This is a genomic window from Sphingomonas aracearum, from assembly GCF_003345355.1.
GTDB lineage: Bacteria > Pseudomonadota > Alphaproteobacteria > Sphingomonadales > Sphingomonadaceae > Sphingomonas > Sphingomonas aracearum.
On sequence record NZ_QQNB01000005.1, the window covers coordinates 1 to 20,076 of the forward strand.

The window sequence follows — 20,076 nt, forward strand, 5'->3', positions numbered from 1 at the left end:
GGACAGGGCAGTGCCACAGCGGGGTCAGCGCTGCGCTTGTGGATGGCTCCACGCTGCCCCCGCTGCTACCAACCGAGTGTCATTTCTAATTGGCGGCGAATGTGTCTTTTCTAACTGGCAGCAACACAGATTTGCTCGATAGATTAGCTGTTTAGGGGTTTGTTGCGCCCTTATCCGATCAGCGACGTTCGTTCGCGTAAGCGCTGCTCCCGCTCGTCAAGCCACGCGCCAAACTGCTCCAGAATGTCGTCGACGTCCAGGCCCGTCCGCCGATGATGCGCCACGACGCGCGCGCGGAGCGGTGCCGGCCAGCGGGTGCTTTCGCGGACCAGCGTCGCCTGGACCCATTTGGGCGTGCTGGCGAGCAGCCATTCGAGCGAATGCCGTTCGCAAGCGAGCCTCACGCCCGACATCAGGCGGCTGACCGGCTCATCCGACAGCAGTGCGATGACAGCGCATGAGACGTGAGCACGATATGCAGGCGACAGCTCGTGAAAGGGCTGCTCTTCCCAGGTTTGCGGCTCGTGATTGGGCAAGTTCGGTACCAGCGGGCTGTTGAACAGGTTTATGCGGCTGGTGCGGTTGATGTCGGGAGCGAGAAAAGCTCGCGTGAGCCCGTCCAACACGGCGAGGAACTGCCGAGCCGAGACCTGCCCTACCCCGCTCAGCGACGCAGACCTGCCGAGCAGCGCCTTCCGCAACTCGCCATCGAAGGCGAACAGCAGGTTTAAGGCGGCGGACACTTCCTCCGACCGACAGTCGGACGCTGGTTTCGGGCCGCTCCAATGGTTCATTCTGAGAGGTACGCCGCAGTCGGTGCAGGTGAACTCGATCCGGCTCCGCCAGCTGAAGCGGGGCTCCTGGTGGGGCTGACAGCGGCGGCAGAAGTCCTGCCGCCAGGTGCCGTGCCGGTGACAGAAGATGAGCGGGAGCGCCGCTTCGGCATCGAGGTAGGCGCCACCTGTGGCGTGGCCCTCAGCAAGGCAGACATGGCACCAGGCGAGATCGAGCTCGCCTCGCGCTCGCCCTTTTCCGTCGGTTCGTGGCAACCAGGCGGTCACCAGCCACGGCCAGCGGCGCTTCAGGTTGAGGCGCATGATCGCATTCTGATCGACGCGGAGCCGTTGCGCCGCGGATTTCGCCTCCGACCCCTTCCATCCTACGTCCGCTCTGACCTTGGTGCCTGCATTGCCGGGGGATAGCTCCTGCCGCAACTCAGTGATGGACACCTCGTAACAAGCGGCGATGCGCGCCAGCCAGGAGGAGATGAGCTCGTCAGAATGAGGCCGTGGCGCGATCGGCAGCGCGCCCGGCACGGCTCAGACCGTTTCCCTGGCCCGCGCCCGCCCCCGGCGCTGGGCAATCACCTTCATGCTGACCGAGGGCAGCACGAGGTCGTCGGCATCGAGGTCGCTGGCCTCGATGCATTCGCTGCCGTTCTCGATCGCACGAACAGCCAACGTCTCCACGAGGCGGAAGATGCGCCCGGTATTGCCGTCGGAGAGATCGAGTACCGACGTGCGGCAACGCTGCTCTTCCAGCTGTGAAGGTCTCCGAAGCGGCAGGATCGCAGCTAGCGTGACCATCAACAGGCGGAACGCTTCGTCGTTCTGCCACCGAGCCAGCTCGACCGCGTCGAACCGCTCGGCGAGCGCCGCGTCGGTGAGCAGCGCCGCCTGCGCCTCGTGGTTGCCGGTACAGACGAGCGGGATCTGCAGGTCGTTCGCGAGATAGCGGATCGTGTTGAGGAAGATGCGCTGCTGGCGCGGCGTGCAGGCCAGCATGTGGTTGATCTCATCCAGGATCAGCATGCGAGCACCCACCTGCCCCATCAGCCGGCGAGTCAGGAGGCGCGCACGCTGCGTGTCCCCCCGCGCGGCGAAGCCGGCGCCGAGCTTCTCGATCACCTCGCCGTAGAACTCGCCGTCGGTCGGCTGCGGTGGAAGCTGGACGGCGACGACCGGTATCGTCGCCACGCCGATCGCCTCATTGAACCCGCGCGGGTTCTCTGCCTCAAAGCGCTCCACGATGCGCGACTTGCCCATGCCGGTTTGGCCGTAGATCAGCAGGCACGGCATGCGCGTGCGCGGCGGATAGCGCAGCATCGCGTCCAAGGTCTTGCGCACCGCTTCCGCCTTCGGGAAGCCGAGCCACCGGTCCTTGCGGATCCAGGCGATCCGGTCGGCGTCGGGCCAACGCGCGCGCTCGCGATAACGATCGGCGAGATGGGAGAGGTCGCTCATCGGGGCATCTCCTCGACAAGATAAGGAAGCCCCGGCTGATCGCCGCCCGTCCTCTCCTCTACCGCAGATAAGCCAACGGCAGGGGTTACCTGCTCAAGCCGGAGCTTGCTGCCACCCCTCGCCCGACGGGCGTCGCGCAGTGCCGCTTTGGTCCGCTGAAGCGCGAACCGCGCGGCTTTGGTCTTGTGCGCCGCTTCCGCGACGATCAATCGCTGGGTCTCCACAGCCTGGAAGATCAGCGTCTCGTCGACAGCCTGCTGGCCGCGCTCCCGCAAAGTGCGAACCGCCTCCTTCTGTTCCCAGCGGGTGATCGCGGGACGCCGCAGATCGCGGTAGGGCACCTCGAGGTGCTCGCCGTGTGGTAGCTCGAGCCAGACGCGCGAAAGGTCGCGGGGATCCCAGCGCACCGGCATCGTCTGCCCCGGCCGCGTGTACCAGCAGGATAGCGCATCATCCCAATAATGAGTGCGGAACAGCTCGATGCCGTGTGGTGTCACGGCGCGCAGCTCGCAGGGTAGAAAGTCGAACAGGAACGCGGCATCGTCGGCCGGAAGGCGGACCAGCTCCGGGCGTCGTTCCATTCCCTCGGCCCAAGCAAGGGCGGGCGGGATGCCGATCCCGCGGTGCCGCTCCGCATGATATGGGCCGATGATCTGCGCGGCGAGCCAGACTTCCAGCTCGCTCAGCGTCATGCACGCCTCACCTTCCGCATCGTAGTCGCCACGCTCGGCGACGTTCGAGAAGGTCGTTCCGGGTAGGAGGTGGACGGCCCCCATCATCGTGCCAATCAGCCGCTCGATGTGACCGCCGAAGTGCGGCCGACGCACCGGCCGATATTCGAGCGCAATCGAATGAGCTCGGCAGCCGCGCTTCAGCGCGTCTGAGCGGTGCTCGCGCGCATTGTCGAGGTGAAGCCGATCCATGAGCCCCTGGCTGTCCCACGGTGCCGTCATGCTCCGCTCGGCCAGCCAGTCCCGCTTGGGGAGAACGGCGTGCCGCATGCACATACCGACCGAAACAGCGGACGGCGCCAGCATGTCGAGGTGGAAGCCGGGCACGGTTCGGCTCGCCACGTCGATCATCAGCGTGAGCCAGGGCCGGCCGATAGGCTTGCGGTACAGGTCGTCGACAACGATCACGTCGACCAGCGTGTGGTCCGACTGGACGAGCTCAAGCGCGTAGTTCGCCTCGAGCACGCCTCGCGTTGGCTCCCACTTGTCAGCGGATGCCTTGGCACCCTGTCTGCGGGCCATAACGATCTGGGGAGCGAGCCGGTCCAATCGGGCCTGAATCGCCTTGGTGCTGGGCACCTTGACCCCGATCTTCGTTCCTTCGTGTCGCAGCCAGCGGCGGAGCGCCTGAACGCTGGGCTTCTCGAGCGTGAGGTAGAAATCAGCGATGCCGCGAGCGATAAGATGCTCAGCCGCGGCCGAGAGCCGCTGCTCCCCCTTCCCCCTTCCTCGCGGTCGCGGCAGCAGTGACGCCGCAGCGGGCGAGGCTCGGTAGAGTTGCAGGAGCTTGTGGAAGCGAGCGCGGCCGAGTTCCAGCTGGACCATGGCCTGGGTGGCCACATCGCCGGGCACGCGCGTCATCGAGGCGAGCGGGCGAATGATCTTCTCGCGGCGATGCGCCTCCGCCCAGTCGGCGTCGCTCGCCGTCCTCAGGTCCGCGGTTCGCATGGCACGACGCCTCGGCTGGTCCCAGCTAGGCGATCGTCCGCTGTTTCGGGAACAATGTCCACTGTTTCAGGTGCAGGTCATCGCTCAGCGGCAATCTAGCCGCGAGTCCACCCTTTCAGGAGAACCGACATGCCCCTTCCCCGCGCTGCTGTCCAGTGTCCGATAAGGCAGTTTATCGGACAGAGGGCTGTCTTGGCGCAGGGCAGGGCTCTTGCCGGATCGGGCGGAACACGCCACACTGGGACTTGTCCGCCACACCAAGGCAGCGGAGGTTTGCGATGACATTACAGGTCACAGTGACAGCCAGTGGGCGCATGAGCCTTCCGGCAGACATCCGAAAACGCTTAGGGCTTGCCCAAGGCGGCGCGGTCTATGTCGACGAGACGGACGACGGTATCGTGCTGCGCACTGCAGCGCAGGCCGTGGCGCGTGCTCAGGCGCTCGCCAAACAATTCACCGGCGGCAACCCCGACGCTTCGGTCGACGCTTTCCTTGCCCGCCGACGCGACGAAAGCGGCGAATGAGCGTCGTCTTCGATGCGTCCGCCCTCATCGCCATGCTCAAAGGCGAGCGCGGTGCTGCGAAGGTGGCCGGTGCCATCGCCGACGCGCGGGTAAGCAGCGTTAACTATGCCGAGGTTGTCAGCCACTTTATCCATGCCGGCATGCCTGCCCGCGAAGTCGACGCCATGCTCGATCCGTTGCCGATGAGCGTGGTGCCGGTCGACAAGAGTCTCGCTCAGCTTGCCGGCCGGCTTCGTGCCGTCACAGCCGAAGCGGGGCTGAGCCTGGGCGACCGGGTCTGTCTTGCGTTGGCGCAGCGCGACGGTCTGCCCGCTTGGACCAGTGATCTCGACTGGAAGAAGGTCGCCGACGCTGCCGGCGTCAAGGTCGTGGCGATCCGGTGATGCCTGACCCCAACGCAGGCGCGTCATTGGCGATCGGCGCGCAATGGCATCGCTGGGACCCGCACGTTCACGCGCCCGGCACCAAGCTGAACGATCAGTTCGGCGGCGCCACCTCATGGGACGACTATCTCGATCGACTCGAGCAGGCGCAGCCGACGCTGCGCGCGATCGGCGTGACCGACTATTATAGTCTGGACTGCTATGAACGCCTCCGCGCGGATAAGAGAGCCGGGCGGCTTCCTGACTGCGCCCTGCTGTTTCCGAACATCGAGATGCGCCTTGGGATCGGCACGGTCCGGAACGCCTTCGTCAACGTGCATCTTCTGGTCAGCCCCGAAACCGACGATCATGTCAGCCAGATCAAACGCCTGCTCACCCGCCTGACCTTCCGTGCCCATGGCGAGACGTTCGCCTGCACGCCTGAGGAGCTGGTGGCGCTGGGACGCCGCAGCGACCCCGAGATCCGGGACACGGTAGCGGCGCTCTCGGAAGGGTCACGGCAATTCAAGGTCTCGCTCGACCAGCTGCGCGACGCCTATGCAAACAGCGACTGGGCCCAGGAGAACGTGCTGATCGCGGTCGCCGGCGGCAGCACCGATGGCGCTTCGGGCGTGCGCGACGCAGCCGATCGGACGCTTCGCCAGGAGATCGAGGCGTTTGCGCACATCATCTTCGCAAGCACACCGTCGCAGCGGGACTATTGGCTCGGTCACAAGTCGTCGACCGCGGACATCATCGGCCGCTACGGCGCGCTGAAGCCCTGCCTCCACGGCAGCGACGCGCATAGCTTGGAGAAGGTGGCGGCTCCCGACCTCAACCGCTACTCGTGGATAAAGGGAGCACCACACTTCGACGCCTTGCGCCAGGCGCAGATCGAGCCAGCCGGCCGGGCGTGGATCGGGGAAGCACCGCCTGCGACCGCAAGCTTTTCTCAGGTATTGTCGACCGTCGATCTGGTCGATGCGCCATGGGCGGTGACGCCCCGAATCCCGCTGAACCCCGGACTTGTCGCCATCATCGGTGCGCGTGGCTCCGGAAAGACCGCACTCGCCGACGCGATCGCACACGGGTGCGACGCAACCGAGGATCCACCAAATGCCATGTCGTTCCTGGCGCGCGCTTCCGAGCTGCTCGCCGGCAACAGCGTCCGCCTGACATGGGGTGACGGCACGACCGACACGCGGCCACTCGACGGCAGCTATGATCCCGACGCCTCGGATTATCCGAAAGCCCGTTACCTGTCCCAGCAATTTGTCGACGGGCTGTGCTCGGCCGACGGCATGACCGACGCTTTGCTCGCCGAGGTCGAGCGTGTCGTGTTCGATGCTCACGACGCGAACAGCCGTGATGGCGCGGTCGATTTCCAAGATCTCCTGGAAGCCCGGGTCAGCCGCCACCGTCTCGCACGAGAACGTGAGGAAGAGGCGCTGGTGTCGCTATCCGACCGCATCGGCAGCGAGATCGAGAAGACCAAAGGCGTGGCTGCCTTGGCCAAGCAGGTCGAGGACAAACGCCAGACGGTCGCCCGGTACACCGCCGATCGTGCGCGGCTCGTGTCGAAGGGGACGGAAGAAAGAGCCGAGCGTCTGGCGGAAGTCGCAACGGCTGCGGAGAAGGCGGCAGGCAATGTGCGGTGGTTCACCAACCGCGAGGCGGCGCTGCTCGTCCTGCGCGACGAAGTGGCCGACCTGCGGACCAACCGCGCACCGGCCACGCTGCGCGCCACGAAGGAGCGTCATAAGGCCAGTCGGATCAAGGAGCCGGATTGGGCACCATTCCTGCTGGATTATGAGGGCGACGTCGATGCTCTCATCGCGGCCGAGGTGGCGAGCGCCCGTTCCGGGGCCGCGGGCTGGCGTGGAAAGCCGGTGGCCGTACCCGCGGACATGACCGTCCCGTTGATCGCCGCCGACGCCGACCTGTCGAAGCAGACGCAAGCCTTGCTCGACGCCGAAGTCGCACGGCTCACAAAGCTGGTGGCGCTCGACACCGACACCCAAAAGCGCTTCACCGCCCTGACACAGAAGATCGCGGCCGAGAACATCGAGCTCGGCAAGCTGTCTGATCGCCTGGCGGACTATCAGGCCGCCAAGGATCGTATCCCACCGCTGCTGCGTGATCGGGAAAGCGGCTATGCGCGGGTCTTCGACTTCATCCTCGCCGAAGAGCAAGTCCTGCGGGATCTGTATGCACCAATCCGGCAGAGGCTGGAGGCCGAGAAAGGCACACTCGGCAAACTGTCGTTTAGCGTGCGCCGGTCGGTCGATGTGGAACGCTGGGCCGCGGCTGGGGAGAAGCTGCTCGACCTTCGCCATACCGGGAAGTTTCAGGGCCGCGGCTCCGTGGCGGAGCGAGCTGAGCGTGGCTTGGCGTCGGCTTGGCGCACCGGCGACGCGGCAGCGGTGACCGCGGCCATGGCCTCGTTTCGCGACGACAACCAGGACGAGCTGCTGGAGGCTGCGCGTGTGCCGAAGGGCAACCCCGTCGACTATCGGGCGTGGCTCAAGCGGTTCGCGCAGTGGCTCTACAGCACCGATCACATCCAGGTTCGCTACAGTGTCGATTATGACGGCACCGACATCCGGAGCCTGTCCCCCGGCACGCGCGGAATCGTGCTGCTCCTGCTCTATCTCGCGCTCGACACGGAAGACGATCGCCCGCTGATCATCGACCAACCCGAAGAGAACCTTGATCCCAAGTCCATCTTCGACGAGCTCGTCGGGCTGTTCATTGCTGCCAAGGCCAAGCGCCAGGTGATCATGGTCACGCACAACGCCAACCTCGTCGTCAACACGGACGCAGATCAGATCATCATCGCGGAAGCCGGGCCGCGTGAGGCGGGCGGCCTGCCGGGGATCAGCTACATGGCGGGCGGCTTGGAGGACGCGGCCATCCGAGAACGCGTCTGCGAGATCTTGGAAGGCGGCGAGCACGCCTTCCGCGAACGAGCACGGCGGCTTCGCGTCCGCTTCCGGCGTTGACCTAACATGGCGTCGATGAAGTCGCGCTTCCTGCAGCTTGTCGACCTCCCGCCGTTCCATCCCGATCATAGGTAGTCGAAGAGGTGCTGAGCATCGATTCGAACAGCTGAAGCCTGATGGAGTCAGCCGTTTCGCGTCTCCGCATGGAGCTCGTCAAGCTCGCTGAAATGACCCCAATCGGCACCCATTATTACGCGCAATCTAGCGAACCATTCGCGCGTCACCGACCGCCCGTCCTGAACCTCATCCCTACAATGAGCATTGTAGATGCAACATGCGGCGTAAAGCGCCCGCTTGTCAGCCGCATAGGCGCTTGACCGTTCGCCATGGCGCTTTCGAGTGCCTATGCTCTCCACATAGGCTAAACGCGACTCCATCATCTGCCCTGCTCGCGCGAAAAGCTGGTCGAGAGTTGCCCGTGCTCCCTCGGGAAGCTGATCGAATGCAGCCAGGTGCCTGTCATAGGCTCTGTCATCGCGAGGACGTAGAAGACGTCGAGGAGTGGCTTTCGTCACGGCCACCGGAGCTGCGGCACCAGGAAGCGACGACGATCGTGCAGCTCCCGACGAACATTGTCGGAAAAACGTAAGGCTGGGCGATCGTGACGGAGCTTGGTCATAGCGCGTGACCATAACCGGAGCCGTCCGGTGGTTGAAGCAACCCGATGACCACCGTTCAACGCGGGCCTATCGCCAATCCGTACCCAAAAGCACGAATCAATGCGCCACGATGACGACCTGACGGGTTGAACGTCGCACGTCAGCCCCATTTTTCCTTGAGTTCGGGCGTGGTGTGATCGACCATCCGCCGAACGCCGACGACATAGGATGGGAGAGGTGTCGAGCTGCTGGTTCACGGTCGACGTCGAACCCGATGTCCATCTCGCCTGCTTCCGACTTGCTGGCACCTTCGCGGCCGAAGACGTTGAACGCCTGATTGCAGAACGCGACCGCGCTTTCGGTTCCCTGACCTCGGCACAGAACCGACACGTCGCTCTTGTCGACATCAGGAAGATGACGCCCCAGGGATTGAGTGGGTTCGCCGCCTTCGGCCAGCTCCTGATGCGGCAGGAACCGCGCGCCCTGCGCCTGGCCTTCCTGATCGTGACGAACCTAGCGAGCATGCAGGCGCAGCTCGCCGCGCATGGGCGCGGGGCGCAATTCTTCTTTGACGAGGCACAAGCGAGGACCTGGCTGCTTGCCCACAACGCCCCGCCTCTTGCATTCCCCTTCGTCGCACCCGCGAAAGCTCGGGAGGCGGGATAAACGACGGCTCTCGCCCCACCCGTTGTAGGACCGTAGTCGATCTCAGGCGCACTCGAGCCGCAAGGGTCTCGTGGAGCCGTTGCGCGACGCCCGGCTCTGGCCGATCAGGGTCCGGATTGCTCGATCCTCTTTCGTCCGGCCGAGCGTATCGCCCGACTTCACGATCGGCCGAGCAACCCTGCCGCGTGTTCCGGAAATCGAGAATGGAGCGCCACAGCCCAGCCGCACGCCGCGAGCATGAGCCACAGCGCGAGCGGAAGCCGAGGAGTGCGCGCGTTCGGTGCCGTGCCCCACACAGACTCGCGATAGCTCTGCCAAGCTCGATTGACTCGATGGCGACCACGATCCCGGGCCCGACCCAATCTACCCGGCTGCATAGAGGGCGATCGCCAGGGATATGCAGAAGATCGAGAGCCAGATCACGATCTGGCTAAAGATGTGGAGGACGAGCCCCATCCAGCTGTAGCGACGGCGGAGCGCGATCCCGCTCGCGACCGCGACGAAGAACGCGATGGTGACGGGCATCGAGATCGACGGAGAGCGCTTCAGGCTCGCCTCGACGATCGGCATCAGCCCGACCGCCATCACCAACATCCATGAGAACCCGAATACCGCCGTATCCGCGAGGTTCAGCTCGTCCAACGGGCTTTTCCGATCCTCTTGCCGGGGTTGCCGCGTCGCCATTCAGCTGCTCCCTGCTCTGCTTGTGAACAAACCTCGAACCTTGTATGTTGGAAAGGTTCGGAGGTTCGTCACATGCTGGACACGCACACTCTCTTGGTCACGCAGGACCGCCCGTCGGGGCCACTTCTGCTGATCGAAGATGCGCCGGTGGTTGCCGACGCCGCTCAGACCCAGACTGTCGGGACCGTCATCGGCCAAATCCTTGGCTTCGCGCTCGTCATCGCTCTTGGCGTTTACATGACGCTGGCAATCTAACACCGCGATCACTCCCGCAGCTTCGGATCGACGAAGAAGCCGCGATTGTGGTCGCGGTTAACCTCGCTCTGCACGTCGACGGAGCCCTGCGCAGCAAGGGTGCGCCCCGCGCGAGCCGCCGCTCGGTCGCCCTCAAGCTGCTCCCCACCCCTTTCGATGACCGCCTGTGCCGCTCCGGGGTTTCCACCCCCAGGTCCAGCCGGGATGCCAGCCACGCCGTGCGGGCGGTACGATCCGCTTACGTCGGCCGCACTGTCGACCCCGGGCCTGTGGACCTGGACGAGGTCCGGCTCCTGCAGTCTCCCGGCGATCTCCTCTCGAATGCCGTCCTGCTTCTCGCGCATCCAACGTGTGATCATCTCGCCACGGACCGCCCGCTGATGATCGCTGAGGTCGGTCGCCCAGAGTTCCGGCGCGTCGAGGCCGGGATTGGAAACCTGCTGCGCCCGATACCACTGCGCGAGATCCTGGCTCATGTTCTCGCTCAACTGCATGCCGTGGGTCTCGGCGTAGCTGGCATCACGCGATAGCGACTGCGACAGTTCCTCCAGCTTCCGAGCCGTTTCGGTGTACGACCGCGCACGGGCGAGCGCCTGTTCGTGGGTCAGCGACGAGCTCGACGTGCTCGACGCGCGGCTGAACACCCCGGAACGGTCGTAGGTGCCGTCAGACGATGTTGCACCCGTACCATTCGAGTGCTCATCCCGAACGCCGCTGCTGGAAGTGCTTGAGCTGTCCGAGGAGCGTGTGTTGTCAGTGCCGTGACGCAGCGTGTCTTGCTGGCTCCCCGGGCATCCCGTAGACGATCTTGCCGAACATCTCCGGCTTGGAGCCGAAATGGCGGCGGACGAGATCGCTCTTGGGAGGCAGGAAGAAGACGTATTCGCCGCGCGTCGGCACCTGGTTCTTGTGGATGACGAACGCCCAGTTCGGCAGCGAGTCCGTGGTGTTGATCAAGAGGGCGTGCTTGTCGCGCCAGTCGCTGATCGCACCGAGGATGACGCTGCCGGCGACGAACGCGCCGAACAGACCCCAGCGCAGCTTGCGGCCGCTGGCCCGGGGCGCGGGGTCACTGACCGCCGTTGCCATTCGGACCTCCGAAGGTCGAAGTCATCGCCGCGGGCACGCCCGAGGGCACGCCCTGCATCGCAGACGGCACCTGCATCGGCTGCTGCCCGCCGGCGACAGGTGGCGCCGCCGACATCGGATCGATCGTCGCGCCGCCCCCGGCCATCGCGGGCGGGACGGCATAGGCCTGCGGAACCGCCGCCGCGGCAGGGGCGAGCTGCTGCTGAAGCTGCTGCATCTCCTGCGCGCTCGCCGGACGCGGCTGGTGAACGCCGCTCGCATAGACCGCCTTCTTCAGGCTGTCGGTGATGTCCGGCACGTTCTCGGTGAGCACCGCCTCGCCGACGAGGACCACCTGACCCTTGGCGCTGCGCCGCTGGATCTCGTGCTTGAGCGACGACATGAAGGTCCGCATCTCGGCCTCGACCTGCGCGGGTGGCGACGCGGCGCGGGCCTGGGCGGTCACATATTCGCCGACGATGCTGGAGAGGCTCGCCTTGACGATATGCTCCTCGCGCGGAGCGACGAGCGCCTTCGTCACCCACATCGACCACATCAGCGCGACCACGAGCGCTGCGCCCAGGACGAGCTGCGCGCGGGTGAACCCGCCGAACCCGCGCTTGGCGCGGACGACCGGCGCCGGGGCGGCGGAGTTCGCGGGGGAAGGGAGGTCGAGTTCGGGCTGGTCAGCCATTGGCCTTGCTCCGCTTGGGGTCGCGCGAGGGGAGGATGCTGTGGCGGCGGAAGAAGATGACCGCGGCCGACAGAGCCAGGTGCGCGACGATGAGGACGTGCTTGAAGGAGGCGATACGCGCCGCGTCGGCCGCGACGTACCGGCTCGCCATGTTGTTGAGCTGGTGCATCATGCCGTCGACTGAGAGACCGCCGATCGCGAGGAAGAACAGGACGAACAGCCCCCAGGTGATCAGGAGCGTGGTCGCCAGGAACCCCGCCATGTGCAGGTAAAAGTAGAGGAGGAAGCCGACGTCGACCTTAGGCCGGGGGGCCTTCGTAGCGCCGTCGACGACTGCCGGGATCGTCGCCATGAAGATCACTCCGCCGCGATGGCGGCCGGTTCATCGGCAGGCATCGCCCATTTCTCGGGGTTGTCGGGGTAGGCGATCCGCTCGATCGCCTGGTCCATCGTGAGGCCTTGCGCCACCAGCGCCTCGATCGCCGCGAACGTGCGCGGGCTCGACGAGAACAGCGCGGCCGAGAAGGGATCGAGAACGAGCCGGCCGACCGCCAGCGTCTCCGGCCCCTTGATCATGATGTCCGAATATTCGAAGCCGTTGCGCTTGAGCGAGCGCAGGAGCGCGTCCGTATAGTCGTCCATCTCGAAGCGATCGTGCTTCTTGAAGTCGGCTATGGACGGCGACCTTTCCCGACTTAGCGTTCTTCATCGGGATGGCCGTCCCGTCCGCCTCGACGATGCGGAGGATCCGCTCGAGCGTCACGGGGTTGCGGCGTCGCTCGATCTCGATCGTCAGGAGGTGGGACGTGGCCCCGCTCACGGGGTCGGTGCGGAGCAGCGTGTCGTCGCGGACCGTCGCCCGGTCGACCATGATCGTCTCAACACCGACGTCGAGCGTGCCGGCATCCCGCGCCGCGGCGATGCGGGTTTCGACAAGCGCCAGGAACTCGTCGAAGATGCGGTTCTGCAGGTCGATCGGCAGGGCGAGGAGGCGGTTCAACCAGCGCTGGATCGGGGGCAGCTCTTCCTTCAGCACGCCATCTTGGTCGCAGAGCTCGAGGCCGGTGCGATCCTGGAACTCGCCGAGCGTGGTGCTGGTCAGCTTGCCCGCGTGGAGCAGGTGGAACCAGCTGATGAGCGCGGCGCAGGCGTACTCGCTTTCGAGGTTGTCGGCCGGGTCGAACAGGTTCTGCCCGCCTGTCTGCCGCTGGCCGCGGGTCAGCGCGCCGAGGCTGTCGAGGCGGCGGGCGATGGTGCTGGTGAAGCGCAGCTCGCCCTTGCAGTCGGTCGTGACGGGCCGGAACAGCGGCGAGCAGGCCTGATGCGTGCGGTGGGTGCGCCCGAGGCCCTGGATGGCCCGGTCGGCGCGCCAGCCCGGCTCCAGCAGGAGGTGGACGCGCTGCTGCTGGTTCTTGGCATCGAGCGAGGCGTGGTAGGACCGGCCGGTGCCACCCGCGTCCGAGAAGACGAGGACGCGCTTGCGCCCTTCCATGAACGCCGATGCCTCGACCTGGCTGGTCCGCGTCGAGCGCGACTCGAGCTTCTGGCCGCCATCGCCGCGGCTGACGAGGCGCTTGGTGCGGCCCGTGATCTCTGCGACGTTGTCGTGCCCGAAATGCTCCAGCATGGCGTCCAGCGCCGACATGATCGGGGGCAGCGCGCAGAGGTGCTCGATCAGGCGCTCGCGCGCCGCTTCGGCCTCCGGGTTGTAGACCGCGTTGCCGTCGTCATCGACCATCGGCATCGAGCGCGCGGTGCCGGTGTCGTCGGTGAAGACCTTCATCTGCCGGGTCGGGAAAGCCCGCTGCAGGTAGTCGATGACGTATTCCCGCGGCGAGAGGTCGATCTCCAGGTCCGCGCGCTCGTCGGGGCTGAGTTCGCCGAGACGCCGGTTGAGGATCGATTCCGCGGTGGTGACGAGCTGGAGCACGACCGACTTGCCATCGGTTAGGTGTTCCTCGACCGCGGCGATGACGGTGGGCAGCTTCAGGCTGAGAAGTACCTGGCCGAAGAAGCGCTGCTTGGTCGACTCGAACCGCGAGCGTGCCGACGCCTTCGCCCCGCTGTTGAGCGTCGCGTTCTCGAGCGCGTCGACGACGCCGGTGAGCTCGAGCGCCTGCTCCATGTTGCGGTGGATGATCCCCCACGCATCGGCATAGGTGTCGTAGATCTTGATCTGGTCGGGGGTGAGCGCGTGCTTCAGGATGTCGTACTCGACACCGGCGAAGCTGAGCGCGCGCGCCATGTAGAGGCCGGTCGCCTTGAGGTCGCGCGCGACCAGCTCCATCGCCGCGATCCCGCCCTTGCGGATGCCGCTGATGAACTGCTCGCGGTCGGCGAAGGCGGTCTCCGGCCCCCAGAGCCCGAGCCGCACGGCGTAGGCGAGGTTGTTCACGTCGCTGGCCCCGGTCGCCGATGCGTAGAGCACGCGGGCGCCTGGCAGGTGGTTCTGGAGGAGCACTCCGCAGATCCCCTGCTGCGACCCCTTCTTGGCCCCCAGCGCGCCCTCCCCGCCGGCGACGCCGCCCATCTCGTGCGCCTCGTCGAACGCGATCACGCCGTCGAAGTCCTCGCGGGCCCAGTCGATGAGCTGCTTCAGGCGGGTGTGGTCGCTCCTCGCCGATCGGAGCGCCGGATAGGTCACGAAGATGACGCCCTGGTCGAGCTTGACCACGTCGTCGATCTTCCAGTTGGTGAGGGGCTGGATGTCGGCCGACATGCCGCCCAATGCGGTCCAGTCGCGCCGCGCGTCCTCCAGCAGCGGCTCGTTCTTGGTGATCCAGATGTGCCGGCGCCGGCCCTGGAGCCAGTTGTCGAGGATGCAGGCGGCGATCTGCCGCCCCTTGCCCGCGCCCGTGCCGTCACCCAGGAAGAAGCCCTTCCGGTACTCGCGGCCGTCGTCGGCAAGCTCAAGCCCGACGCCTTCCTTGCTGGGGCGGAATTTGCCCGGCAGTATCTGGGTCCAGGCGTCGCCGGCGTAGACGACGGTTTCGAGCTGCGAGGCGGACAGAAGCCGATCGGCGACGGTGCGCTCGGGCAAGCGCGGGACATGGTGGGGGACCGGCGCCGGGATCGATCCCATCGCGACGGACTCGACCAGCGCCGTCGGATGCTCGCCGGCGGTCGTGAACACGAGGCGGCTCGGACGGTATGGGAGATAGACGCCGGTCTGCTCGAGGATCGGCGCGGGGGTGTCCAGCGGCGTGAACTCGACGGGCAGGACCTCGTTGCGGGTCGGGGCGTGGAACGCGCGGGGCTCGGCCGGGCGGGTGCTCTTCACGGCTCGGAACAATGTCGTGGTCCCGGTCTTGCGGACCGGGGGCGCCGGCACGTCCATCTTCGGCTTCAGCCGGTCGATGATCGTGAGGACGTCGAGGAACTCCGCGACGGAGGATCTCTGGATCGTGGACGGCACATTGGTCCCGGGCGCCTTGTCGATGACGTAGAGGCGCACGGCGATCGACGTGCCGTGCTTGGCGTAGCACTTCTCGAGGCGTAGGGAGGTCCGCACCGCCACGTCGCGCAGCGTCGCCCCGTAGAGGTCGCGGAGGCGAGCGCTCGGGCCGAACCAGTCGGGCATGATTGCCACAAGGCGACCGCCCGTCCGGAGCCGGCGCAACGCCGCCTGCAGATGGCGCACGGCCGCGAGATCGTCGGCCCCGCGGCCGAGCGATCGGGAGAACGGCGGGTTCATCAGCACCAGTGTCGGGCGTTCGGATGCCGCCATCAGCGAAGTGATCGCCGCGCCGTCGTGCCCCGAAATCTGGGCACCGGGGAAGCTGTGGGCGAGCCGGGAGCGTCGGGCGGGGTCGAGCTCGTTCAGCTGTAGAGTGACGTCCTGGCGCAGCTGGGCCACGAGGAGGCCATTGCCGGCGCTGGGTTCTAGCACGACGTCGCCGGGCTGTGCATTGGCGAGGAGGACGGCGAGCGCGGCGATGTCGGCCGGCGTCGAGAACTGCTGCCACTCGAGCTGCTCCTCGCTCCTGACCGTCTGGGTCGGCAGGTTCGCCATCAGGCGGATCGGAGCCCTGACGTCGGCGAGCGCCTGGAGCTCATAGGGCCGCGTCCGCAGGTGGAGCGCGAGGGCGTGCTCCAGCACCTCGAAACTTTCGCGCTGTGTCCAGCGGCCCTGTGCGTCGCTGCCGCCATAGGCCTCCGTCATCGCAGCGTTGAGAAGGGCGCGGGTGATCGTCTCACCCGACCGGAATCGATCCTGCAGCAGGAGCGCGGCGCATCGGTCGGCGTTCGCTGCCGTCGAGAAAAGGTCGGTCATGGGGGTCTCCTGGATCGGCCGCCAAATCGGCAGCATTACCCTCTCGACCCCCCTCCCCTTTCCCGTTCGCGCTCGAGAACGAGCGCCCAATCCTTGAGAGGCTTGGGAGGCGGCGCGCGCCGGATGGTCAGGTCAGGGCGCGCATAATGCGCTTCAGCGCGGTTGGCCGCACTCGCGCCTTCGGGATCGTTGTCCTCCGCGATCAGGAGCGTCTCTACGCCTGACGGCAAGCGGAGCTGGTCAAGGCGCCGTGCGCCGAGGCTTGCCCAGCAGGGCACGCCATGAATCGCTGTGAAGGCCGCGGCGGTCTCGAAACCTTCGGCGATCGCGAGGATGTCGCCGGCGGGCGCATAACCTTGCCATGCCCCCTGCCCCGGTTGCCCGAGCATGACCTTGCAGTCGTAGCGACCGCTCGCCGGGTCGATAAAGATCCTTTGAAAAGCCACAAGGCGGCGAGATTCACGAACCCCGACGAGCAGCGCTGGTCGGAAGACGGTGCGGGGCTTGGGCCCTAGCGGACAGCGCGGGTGGAAGCGGAGATCTGCCGGACCGTGAGCGATGTATCGGCCTTGAAGGTAGCGCTCCGCGAGCGTTCCATTGATCGAAAGCGCTTGGTCCCACAGCCGCTTCACGTTGCCGGTGCGCCGCAGGTCGGCTTTGGGCGTGTCGAAGCGCTGCCTGAGCGGTATGCGATGCAGCTCGCGCAGGATGTCCTGAGGTGAGCAGCCGGCGAAGCACGTGACCAAGATCCCGCGATCGCCCTGCCGGATGGACAAGCTCGGCGTCCGATCCGTGTGAGCTGGGCATCGAGCAGTCGCAACATAACCGTGCCAGGAGCCGCCGAGAGCGCCGACCAGATCGACAAGGTGCTGCGTGGGTGGTCTTGCGGTCAGCGGCATGGCTCATCTCCTGGGTCATGCCTTCGACCCCCCCTCCCCTTCTTCATCTCTAAAATCGTTAAAACCGCCGCTGCGCCAGCAGCGGAAGTGATTCAGTGATTCTCCAGATTCTGATTCGGGCTAGATTAGCGGCGCGTTTTCAGGCGGTTGTGCGCTCCTACCTGACCGGATGGGGGATTATACCTGACCTTTCGGGGGCGTTGACCTGCCGAATCGGGGGCACAATCCTGACCGGCTGGGGACATCCTGTCCTCTTGGGGTCAACTATTCGCTTCGGCTTATATTCGCTCCAAACAGTCCCCGAGCACAAGAAAACAGCCGCAGCGAGCGACTCGCGCAATCCCGTCGATCGCGCCCCCTTGGCTTCTGCCGACATTCCTGACCTCTTGGGGGGCAAGCCTAGGGCGCCTTACCTGTCCTGTCTTGACGCGGGCGGTCAGGTCAGGCAGCCATCGCGTGGGAGCGTGTGCGATGAGCGATTCGCAGCTGGTCGAAGTAGATACCGAAGAAGAGCAGGAGCGCGCTGGTCGTGCAATGCGTGTCGCTCAGGCTCTTTCTTCTAAGCAGACGGACGAGTTTGCGAAGCCGGGCAGGCTTGTCGAAGTCCGGTTCGTTAAGGGACAATCGCTCAGTCTGACGGCCTCCCGCCTGCTCGCGTTGATGATCCTCACGGCTGGTGGTGATGCCTGGCGAGATGTGCCGCATCGCATGCGGAAGGCTGACATCCGCCGCGGGCACAAAGGCAACGAGCGCATCTCCGACATGCTCGAAGAGCTGCACCGGACGCTGTTCGCGGAGGACGATCGAAGCTGGCGAGGCCGGAAGGCAACGCGCAGATTTTCGTTGATCCAGATGTCGAAGGAGGAAGTTGAGGACGAGGACGGCGCTGAGAGCGGCTGGATCGAATGGGAATTCACGCCGGACGCACGAAAGCTGATCCAGGAGTCGGAGACCTATGCGGTCCTCAACCGCCAAGCCGTGCTGGGCTTTCGATCCAGCTATGCATTGAAGCTCTACGAGATCGGTGCGCTCCGAATTCACCGGCGGCAGCCCACGTGGCGCTGCGACATTACTGCCTTGCGCGCGGCACTGGGCATTGCTCCCGACGTCTACAAAGATTTCGCGCAGTTGCGCCGAAAGGTTCTTCAAACGGCCAAGAGCGAGATCGACCAGCTCGCGCATTTTCGCGTCGAGTGGAAAGAGACGCGACAAGGGCGGGCGGTTGCGGAGGTCGAGTTTCGCTTCGAGGCGAAGGATGCACCGGCCCAGATCGGGACCGTTGACGAGCTTGATCGCCATTCGGCGGGGCGGCGGGCGCGGAGAGAAGGAACTGTAGAGCAGCTGCTGATTGAAACGCCGGATACGATTGCGCCGGTCGGGAAGGCTAAAGGAGGCACGACACCCGGCGCGGTCGCGCGAGCTGCGACCGATGACGAGCCGTCGGGGGAACGAGCGGCCGAAGTCTCGAGCATCGTCAAACAACTTGCTGGACGCATGAACGCGAGCGACGCTGGTCCCCGTCCGAAGTTCGCGAGCTTTCCGTCCGGGTCGCTTCGCTGGCTCGGTGGAGAAGAATTCCTGGCGGTCGGGCGCTCGCACGGAGGCGGGTGGGACATCGACATGATCGCGGAGGCGTATCGCGGTCATATGGGCGATCGGCTTGCCAAACTCAGCGGCACAAAACTGCAGAAATCTTGGCAGGGCTTTTGCGAGAGCTATGTCACTCGGAAGGGTCGTCCGACGTAAATTGCACCGGTGCAATTCGCTTTAGAACGCCGTTGGTGGGCCCCCATACGGACAGGTTTGCGGCATTCCCGACGCACCCGCTCCGCCACTTGCGAAAGGCGGCGTACCGTTGACCAAAAAGCGCAAATCCGGCAGGTCTCCTTCAGCTTGCGAAAGGGAGAAGCATGGCAACCGCTATTTCGCGCGTCAGACCGGATCAATCGCGTGTCAGCGCACTGGCGGAACGGTGTTCCAGCATTCTCGAACGTCTGCGCGATGGGGCGCAAAGCCGACGCGCCGACGATCGGCGCCAACCGACCTTTACCATCGGTCGGGCTGCGGATCTTGTCGGCCGAACGCCGGCGGCTATTCGAGAAGCCGAGAAGGACGGTCGGCTGCCCGAGGTCGACCGGACGGAGAGCAACCGGCGGGTGGGCTACACGCTCGCACAGCTGAATGATATGCGGGGGGTGTTTGGCACGCGACCATGGCGCGCCGCTGATGATCCGTGCGCCATCCTAGCGGTCCAGAACTTCAAGGGCGGGGTTGGGAAGTCGACGCTGTCGGTTCACTTGGCTCAGTATCTCGCCATTAAAGGCTATCGAGTGTTGCTGATCGACTGCGATAGCCAAGCGTCCGCGTCGACGCTCTTCGGCTATATTCCCGATCTCGACCTCGAAGAGGGCGATACGCTTTACCCTTTCCTGCGGCAGGATGAGCTGACCAGTCTGGAATATGCGATCCGTCCTACACACTTCGACGGATTGGACCTGATTCCGGCGAACCTGCGCCTGTTCCAGTCGGAGTACGAGCTGGCGGCGCGAATGGCGCGGGGGCAGGGGGCCTTGCTCGATCGCTTGCAGCAGGGGATCGCCTCAGTTGCGGGTCGCTACGATGTCGTGGTCATCGATCCGCCTCCCGCCTTGGGCGCGATCTCGCTCTCGGTGCTGCGCGCGGCGAACGCGTTGGTCGTGCCGGTACCGCCGACGGTGATGGATTTCTCCTCGACGGCCGCGTTCCTGGCGATGCTCGACGAAACGATGCAGGTGCTGCTCGAGCATGGCATGAACACCGAGCTCAACTTCTTGAGGTTCGTCGCATCGAAGGTCGACGAGAACAAGTCGATGCAGCGTGAACTGATGGGGCTCATGGGCCAACTTTATGGCAATGCGCTGGTTCGCACGCCGCTGAAGGACTCCGCAGAGATCGACAACGCGAGCGCGCGATTGATGACGGTCTACGAACTCGAGGGGCCGACAACGAGCCGCTCGGTACGTGAGCGCTGCCTGACGTATCTCGACGGGGTGAACAGCGAGATCGAGGTCGACATCCGCTCGATGTGGCCCAGCCACGACAGCCGGCTTAGGCGTGAGGGGCTGGCGTAATGGGTCAAATTGCACCGG

General features: G+C 65.5%; 16 protein-coding genes and 1 pseudogene. 7 read left to right on the forward strand and 10 right to left on the reverse strand.

Annotated elements, in window-relative coordinates; translation table 11 throughout:
- Positions 1 to 170: 170 nt before the first annotated feature.
- From DVW87_RS16350 to DVW87_RS16360, 3 genes are read right to left on the reverse strand one after another with little or no spacing between them, the layout of a single operon-like run.
- On the reverse strand, positions 171 to 1,316 hold the full coding sequence (locus tag DVW87_RS16350; protein ID WP_114688892.1) for a TniQ family protein: 1,146 nt from the start codon (positions 1,314 to 1,316) through the stop codon (positions 171 to 173).
- Between the two features lie 3 nt (positions 1,317 to 1,319).
- Positions 1,320 to 2,243 carry a TniB family NTP-binding protein gene (locus DVW87_RS16355; protein WP_114688893.1) on the reverse strand — a complete coding sequence of 308 codons (924 nt, stop codon included), beginning with the start codon at positions 2,241 to 2,243 and terminating at the stop codon, positions 1,320 to 1,322.
- A complete protein-coding gene (locus DVW87_RS16360) occupies positions 2,240 to 3,922 on the reverse strand; it encodes a Mu transposase C-terminal domain-containing protein (RefSeq protein ID WP_114688894.1) in 1,683 nt (560 codons plus the stop codon). The genes DVW87_RS16355 and DVW87_RS16360 overlap by 4 nt, the downstream gene beginning before the upstream one ends.
- Before the next feature lie 278 nt (positions 3,923 to 4,200).
- Between DVW87_RS16360 and DVW87_RS16365 the strand changes: the two genes are divergently transcribed.
- The 4 genes from DVW87_RS16365 (at position 4,201) to DVW87_RS16380 (ending at position 9,075) form a co-directional block, all read left to right on the forward strand.
- Positions 4,201 to 4,446 (forward strand): AbrB/MazE/SpoVT family DNA-binding domain-containing protein, encoded by a 246-nt coding sequence (locus tag DVW87_RS16365; protein WP_064311443.1) that lies wholly within the window; start codon positions 4,201 to 4,203, stop codon positions 4,444 to 4,446.
- Positions 4,443 to 4,829 (forward strand): type II toxin-antitoxin system VapC family toxin, encoded by a 387-nt coding sequence (locus DVW87_RS16370; protein ID WP_064311444.1) that lies wholly within the window; start codon positions 4,443 to 4,445, stop codon positions 4,827 to 4,829. The genes DVW87_RS16365 and DVW87_RS16370 overlap by 4 nt, the downstream gene beginning before the upstream one ends.
- On the forward strand, positions 4,829 to 7,810 hold the full coding sequence (locus DVW87_RS16375) for a TrlF family AAA-like ATPase (RefSeq protein ID WP_114688895.1): 2,982 nt from the start codon (positions 4,829 to 4,831) through the stop codon (positions 7,808 to 7,810). Before DVW87_RS16370 ends, DVW87_RS16375 begins: the two co-directional genes overlap by 1 nt.
- 827 nt (positions 7,811 to 8,637) lie before the next feature.
- The gene (locus DVW87_RS16380) at positions 8,638 to 9,075 is read left to right on the forward strand and encodes a hypothetical protein (protein WP_114688896.1); all 438 of its coding nucleotides are present in this window, start codon (positions 8,638 to 8,640) and stop codon (positions 9,073 to 9,075) included.
- 363 nt (positions 9,076 to 9,438) lie between these two features.
- On the opposite strand, the gene DVW87_RS16385 is transcribed toward DVW87_RS16380, so the two are convergent.
- Positions 9,439 to 9,759, reverse strand: coding sequence for a hypothetical protein (locus DVW87_RS16385; protein ID WP_114688897.1), 321 nt, complete (start codon positions 9,757 to 9,759; stop codon positions 9,439 to 9,441).
- Positions 9,760 to 9,831: 72 nt separating this feature from the next.
- Between DVW87_RS16385 and DVW87_RS16390 the strand changes: the two genes are divergently transcribed.
- The gene (locus DVW87_RS16390) at positions 9,832 to 10,014 is read left to right on the forward strand and encodes a hypothetical protein (RefSeq protein ID WP_114688898.1); all 183 of its coding nucleotides are present in this window, start codon (positions 9,832 to 9,834) and stop codon (positions 10,012 to 10,014) included.
- A gap of 8 nt (positions 10,015 to 10,022) precedes the next feature.
- Here the strand turns inward: DVW87_RS16390 and DVW87_RS16395 are convergent.
- The 6 genes and pseudogenes from DVW87_RS16395 to DVW87_RS16420 form a co-directional block, all read right to left on the reverse strand.
- Positions 10,023 to 10,802 (reverse strand): annotated as a pseudogene (locus DVW87_RS16395) (conjugal transfer protein TraG N-terminal domain-containing protein); the annotation flags it as partial.
- Positions 10,768 to 11,103: a hypothetical protein gene (locus tag DVW87_RS16400; protein ID WP_338056395.1), complete on the reverse strand. Its 336-nt coding sequence runs from the start codon at positions 11,101 to 11,103 to the stop codon at positions 10,768 to 10,770. The pseudogene DVW87_RS16395 and the gene DVW87_RS16400, both read right to left, overlap by 35 nt.
- Positions 11,084 to 11,776, reverse strand: a complete 693-nt coding sequence (locus DVW87_RS16405) for a type-F conjugative transfer system protein TrbI (RefSeq protein WP_114688899.1) — start codon at positions 11,774 to 11,776, stop codon at positions 11,084 to 11,086. Before DVW87_RS16405 ends, DVW87_RS16400 begins: the two co-directional genes overlap by 20 nt.
- On the reverse strand, positions 11,769 to 12,128 hold the full coding sequence (locus DVW87_RS16410; RefSeq protein ID WP_114688994.1) for a hypothetical protein: 360 nt from the start codon (positions 12,126 to 12,128) through the stop codon (positions 11,769 to 11,771). The genes DVW87_RS16405 and DVW87_RS16410 overlap by 8 nt, the downstream gene beginning before the upstream one ends.
- A 30-nt stretch (positions 12,129 to 12,158) precedes the next feature.
- On the reverse strand, positions 12,159 to 16,049 hold the full coding sequence (locus DVW87_RS16415) for a strawberry notch family protein (protein ID WP_114688900.1): 3,891 nt from the start codon (positions 16,047 to 16,049) through the stop codon (positions 12,159 to 12,161).
- A gap of 35 nt (positions 16,050 to 16,084) precedes the next feature.
- The gene (locus tag DVW87_RS16420) at positions 16,085 to 16,948 is read right to left on the reverse strand and encodes a DUF7146 domain-containing protein (RefSeq protein WP_114688901.1); all 864 of its coding nucleotides are present in this window, start codon (positions 16,946 to 16,948) and stop codon (positions 16,085 to 16,087) included.
- A gap of 534 nt (positions 16,949 to 17,482) precedes the next feature.
- On the opposite strand from DVW87_RS16420, the gene DVW87_RS16425 reads away from it, so the two are divergent.
- Together DVW87_RS16425 and DVW87_RS16430 are read left to right on the forward strand one after the other, a co-directional pair.
- A complete protein-coding gene (locus DVW87_RS16425; protein WP_114688995.1) occupies positions 17,483 to 18,694 on the forward strand; it encodes a replication initiation protein in 1,212 nt (403 codons plus the stop codon).
- Between the two features lie 164 nt (positions 18,695 to 18,858).
- A complete protein-coding gene (locus DVW87_RS16430) occupies positions 18,859 to 20,058 on the forward strand; it encodes an AAA family ATPase (RefSeq protein WP_114688902.1) in 1,200 nt (399 codons plus the stop codon).
- The last annotated feature ends 18 nt before the right edge of the window (positions 20,059 to 20,076 follow it).

Excerpts from the sequence above, each read along its gene's own strand:
- DVW87_RS16355 (WP_114688893.1), bottom strand. The coding sequence starts at position 2,243 with ATGAGCGACCTCTCCCATCTCGCCGATCGTTATCGCGAGCGCGCGCGT.
- DVW87_RS16360 (WP_114688894.1), bottom strand. The coding sequence starts at position 3,922 with ATGCGAACCGCGGACCTGAGGACGGCGAGCGACGCCGACTGGGCGGAG.
- DVW87_RS16365 (WP_064311443.1), top strand. The coding sequence starts at position 4,201 with ATGACATTACAGGTCACAGTGACAGCCAGTGGGCGCATGAGCCTTCCG.
- DVW87_RS16370 (WP_064311444.1), top strand. The coding sequence starts at position 4,443 with ATGAGCGTCGTCTTCGATGCGTCCGCCCTCATCGCCATGCTCAAAGGC.
- DVW87_RS16375 (WP_114688895.1), top strand. The coding sequence starts at position 4,829 with ATGCCTGACCCCAACGCAGGCGCGTCATTGGCGATCGGCGCGCAATGG.
- DVW87_RS16380 (WP_114688896.1), top strand. The coding sequence starts at position 8,638 with ATGGGAGAGGTGTCGAGCTGCTGGTTCACGGTCGACGTCGAACCCGAT.
- DVW87_RS16385 (WP_114688897.1), bottom strand. The coding sequence starts at position 9,759 with ATGGCGACGCGGCAACCCCGGCAAGAGGATCGGAAAAGCCCGTTGGAC.
- DVW87_RS16390 (WP_114688898.1), top strand. The coding sequence starts at position 9,832 with ATGCTGGACACGCACACTCTCTTGGTCACGCAGGACCGCCCGTCGGGG.
- DVW87_RS16400 (WP_338056395.1), bottom strand. The coding sequence starts at position 11,103 with ATGGCAACGGCGGTCAGTGACCCCGCGCCCCGGGCCAGCGGCCGCAAG.
- DVW87_RS16405 (WP_114688899.1), bottom strand. The coding sequence starts at position 11,776 with ATGGCTGACCAGCCCGAACTCGACCTCCCTTCCCCCGCGAACTCCGCC.
- DVW87_RS16410 (WP_114688994.1), bottom strand. The coding sequence starts at position 12,128 with ATGGCGACGATCCCGGCAGTCGTCGACGGCGCTACGAAGGCCCCCCGG.
- DVW87_RS16415 (WP_114688900.1), bottom strand. The coding sequence starts at position 16,049 with ATGACCGACCTTTTCTCGACGGCAGCGAACGCCGACCGATGCGCCGCG.
- DVW87_RS16420 (WP_114688901.1), bottom strand. The coding sequence starts at position 16,948 with ATGCCGCTGACCGCAAGACCACCCACGCAGCACCTTGTCGATCTGGTC.
- DVW87_RS16425 (WP_114688995.1), top strand. The coding sequence starts at position 17,483 with ATGCGTGTCGCTCAGGCTCTTTCTTCTAAGCAGACGGACGAGTTTGCG.
- DVW87_RS16430 (WP_114688902.1), top strand. The coding sequence starts at position 18,859 with ATGGCAACCGCTATTTCGCGCGTCAGACCGGATCAATCGCGTGTCAGC.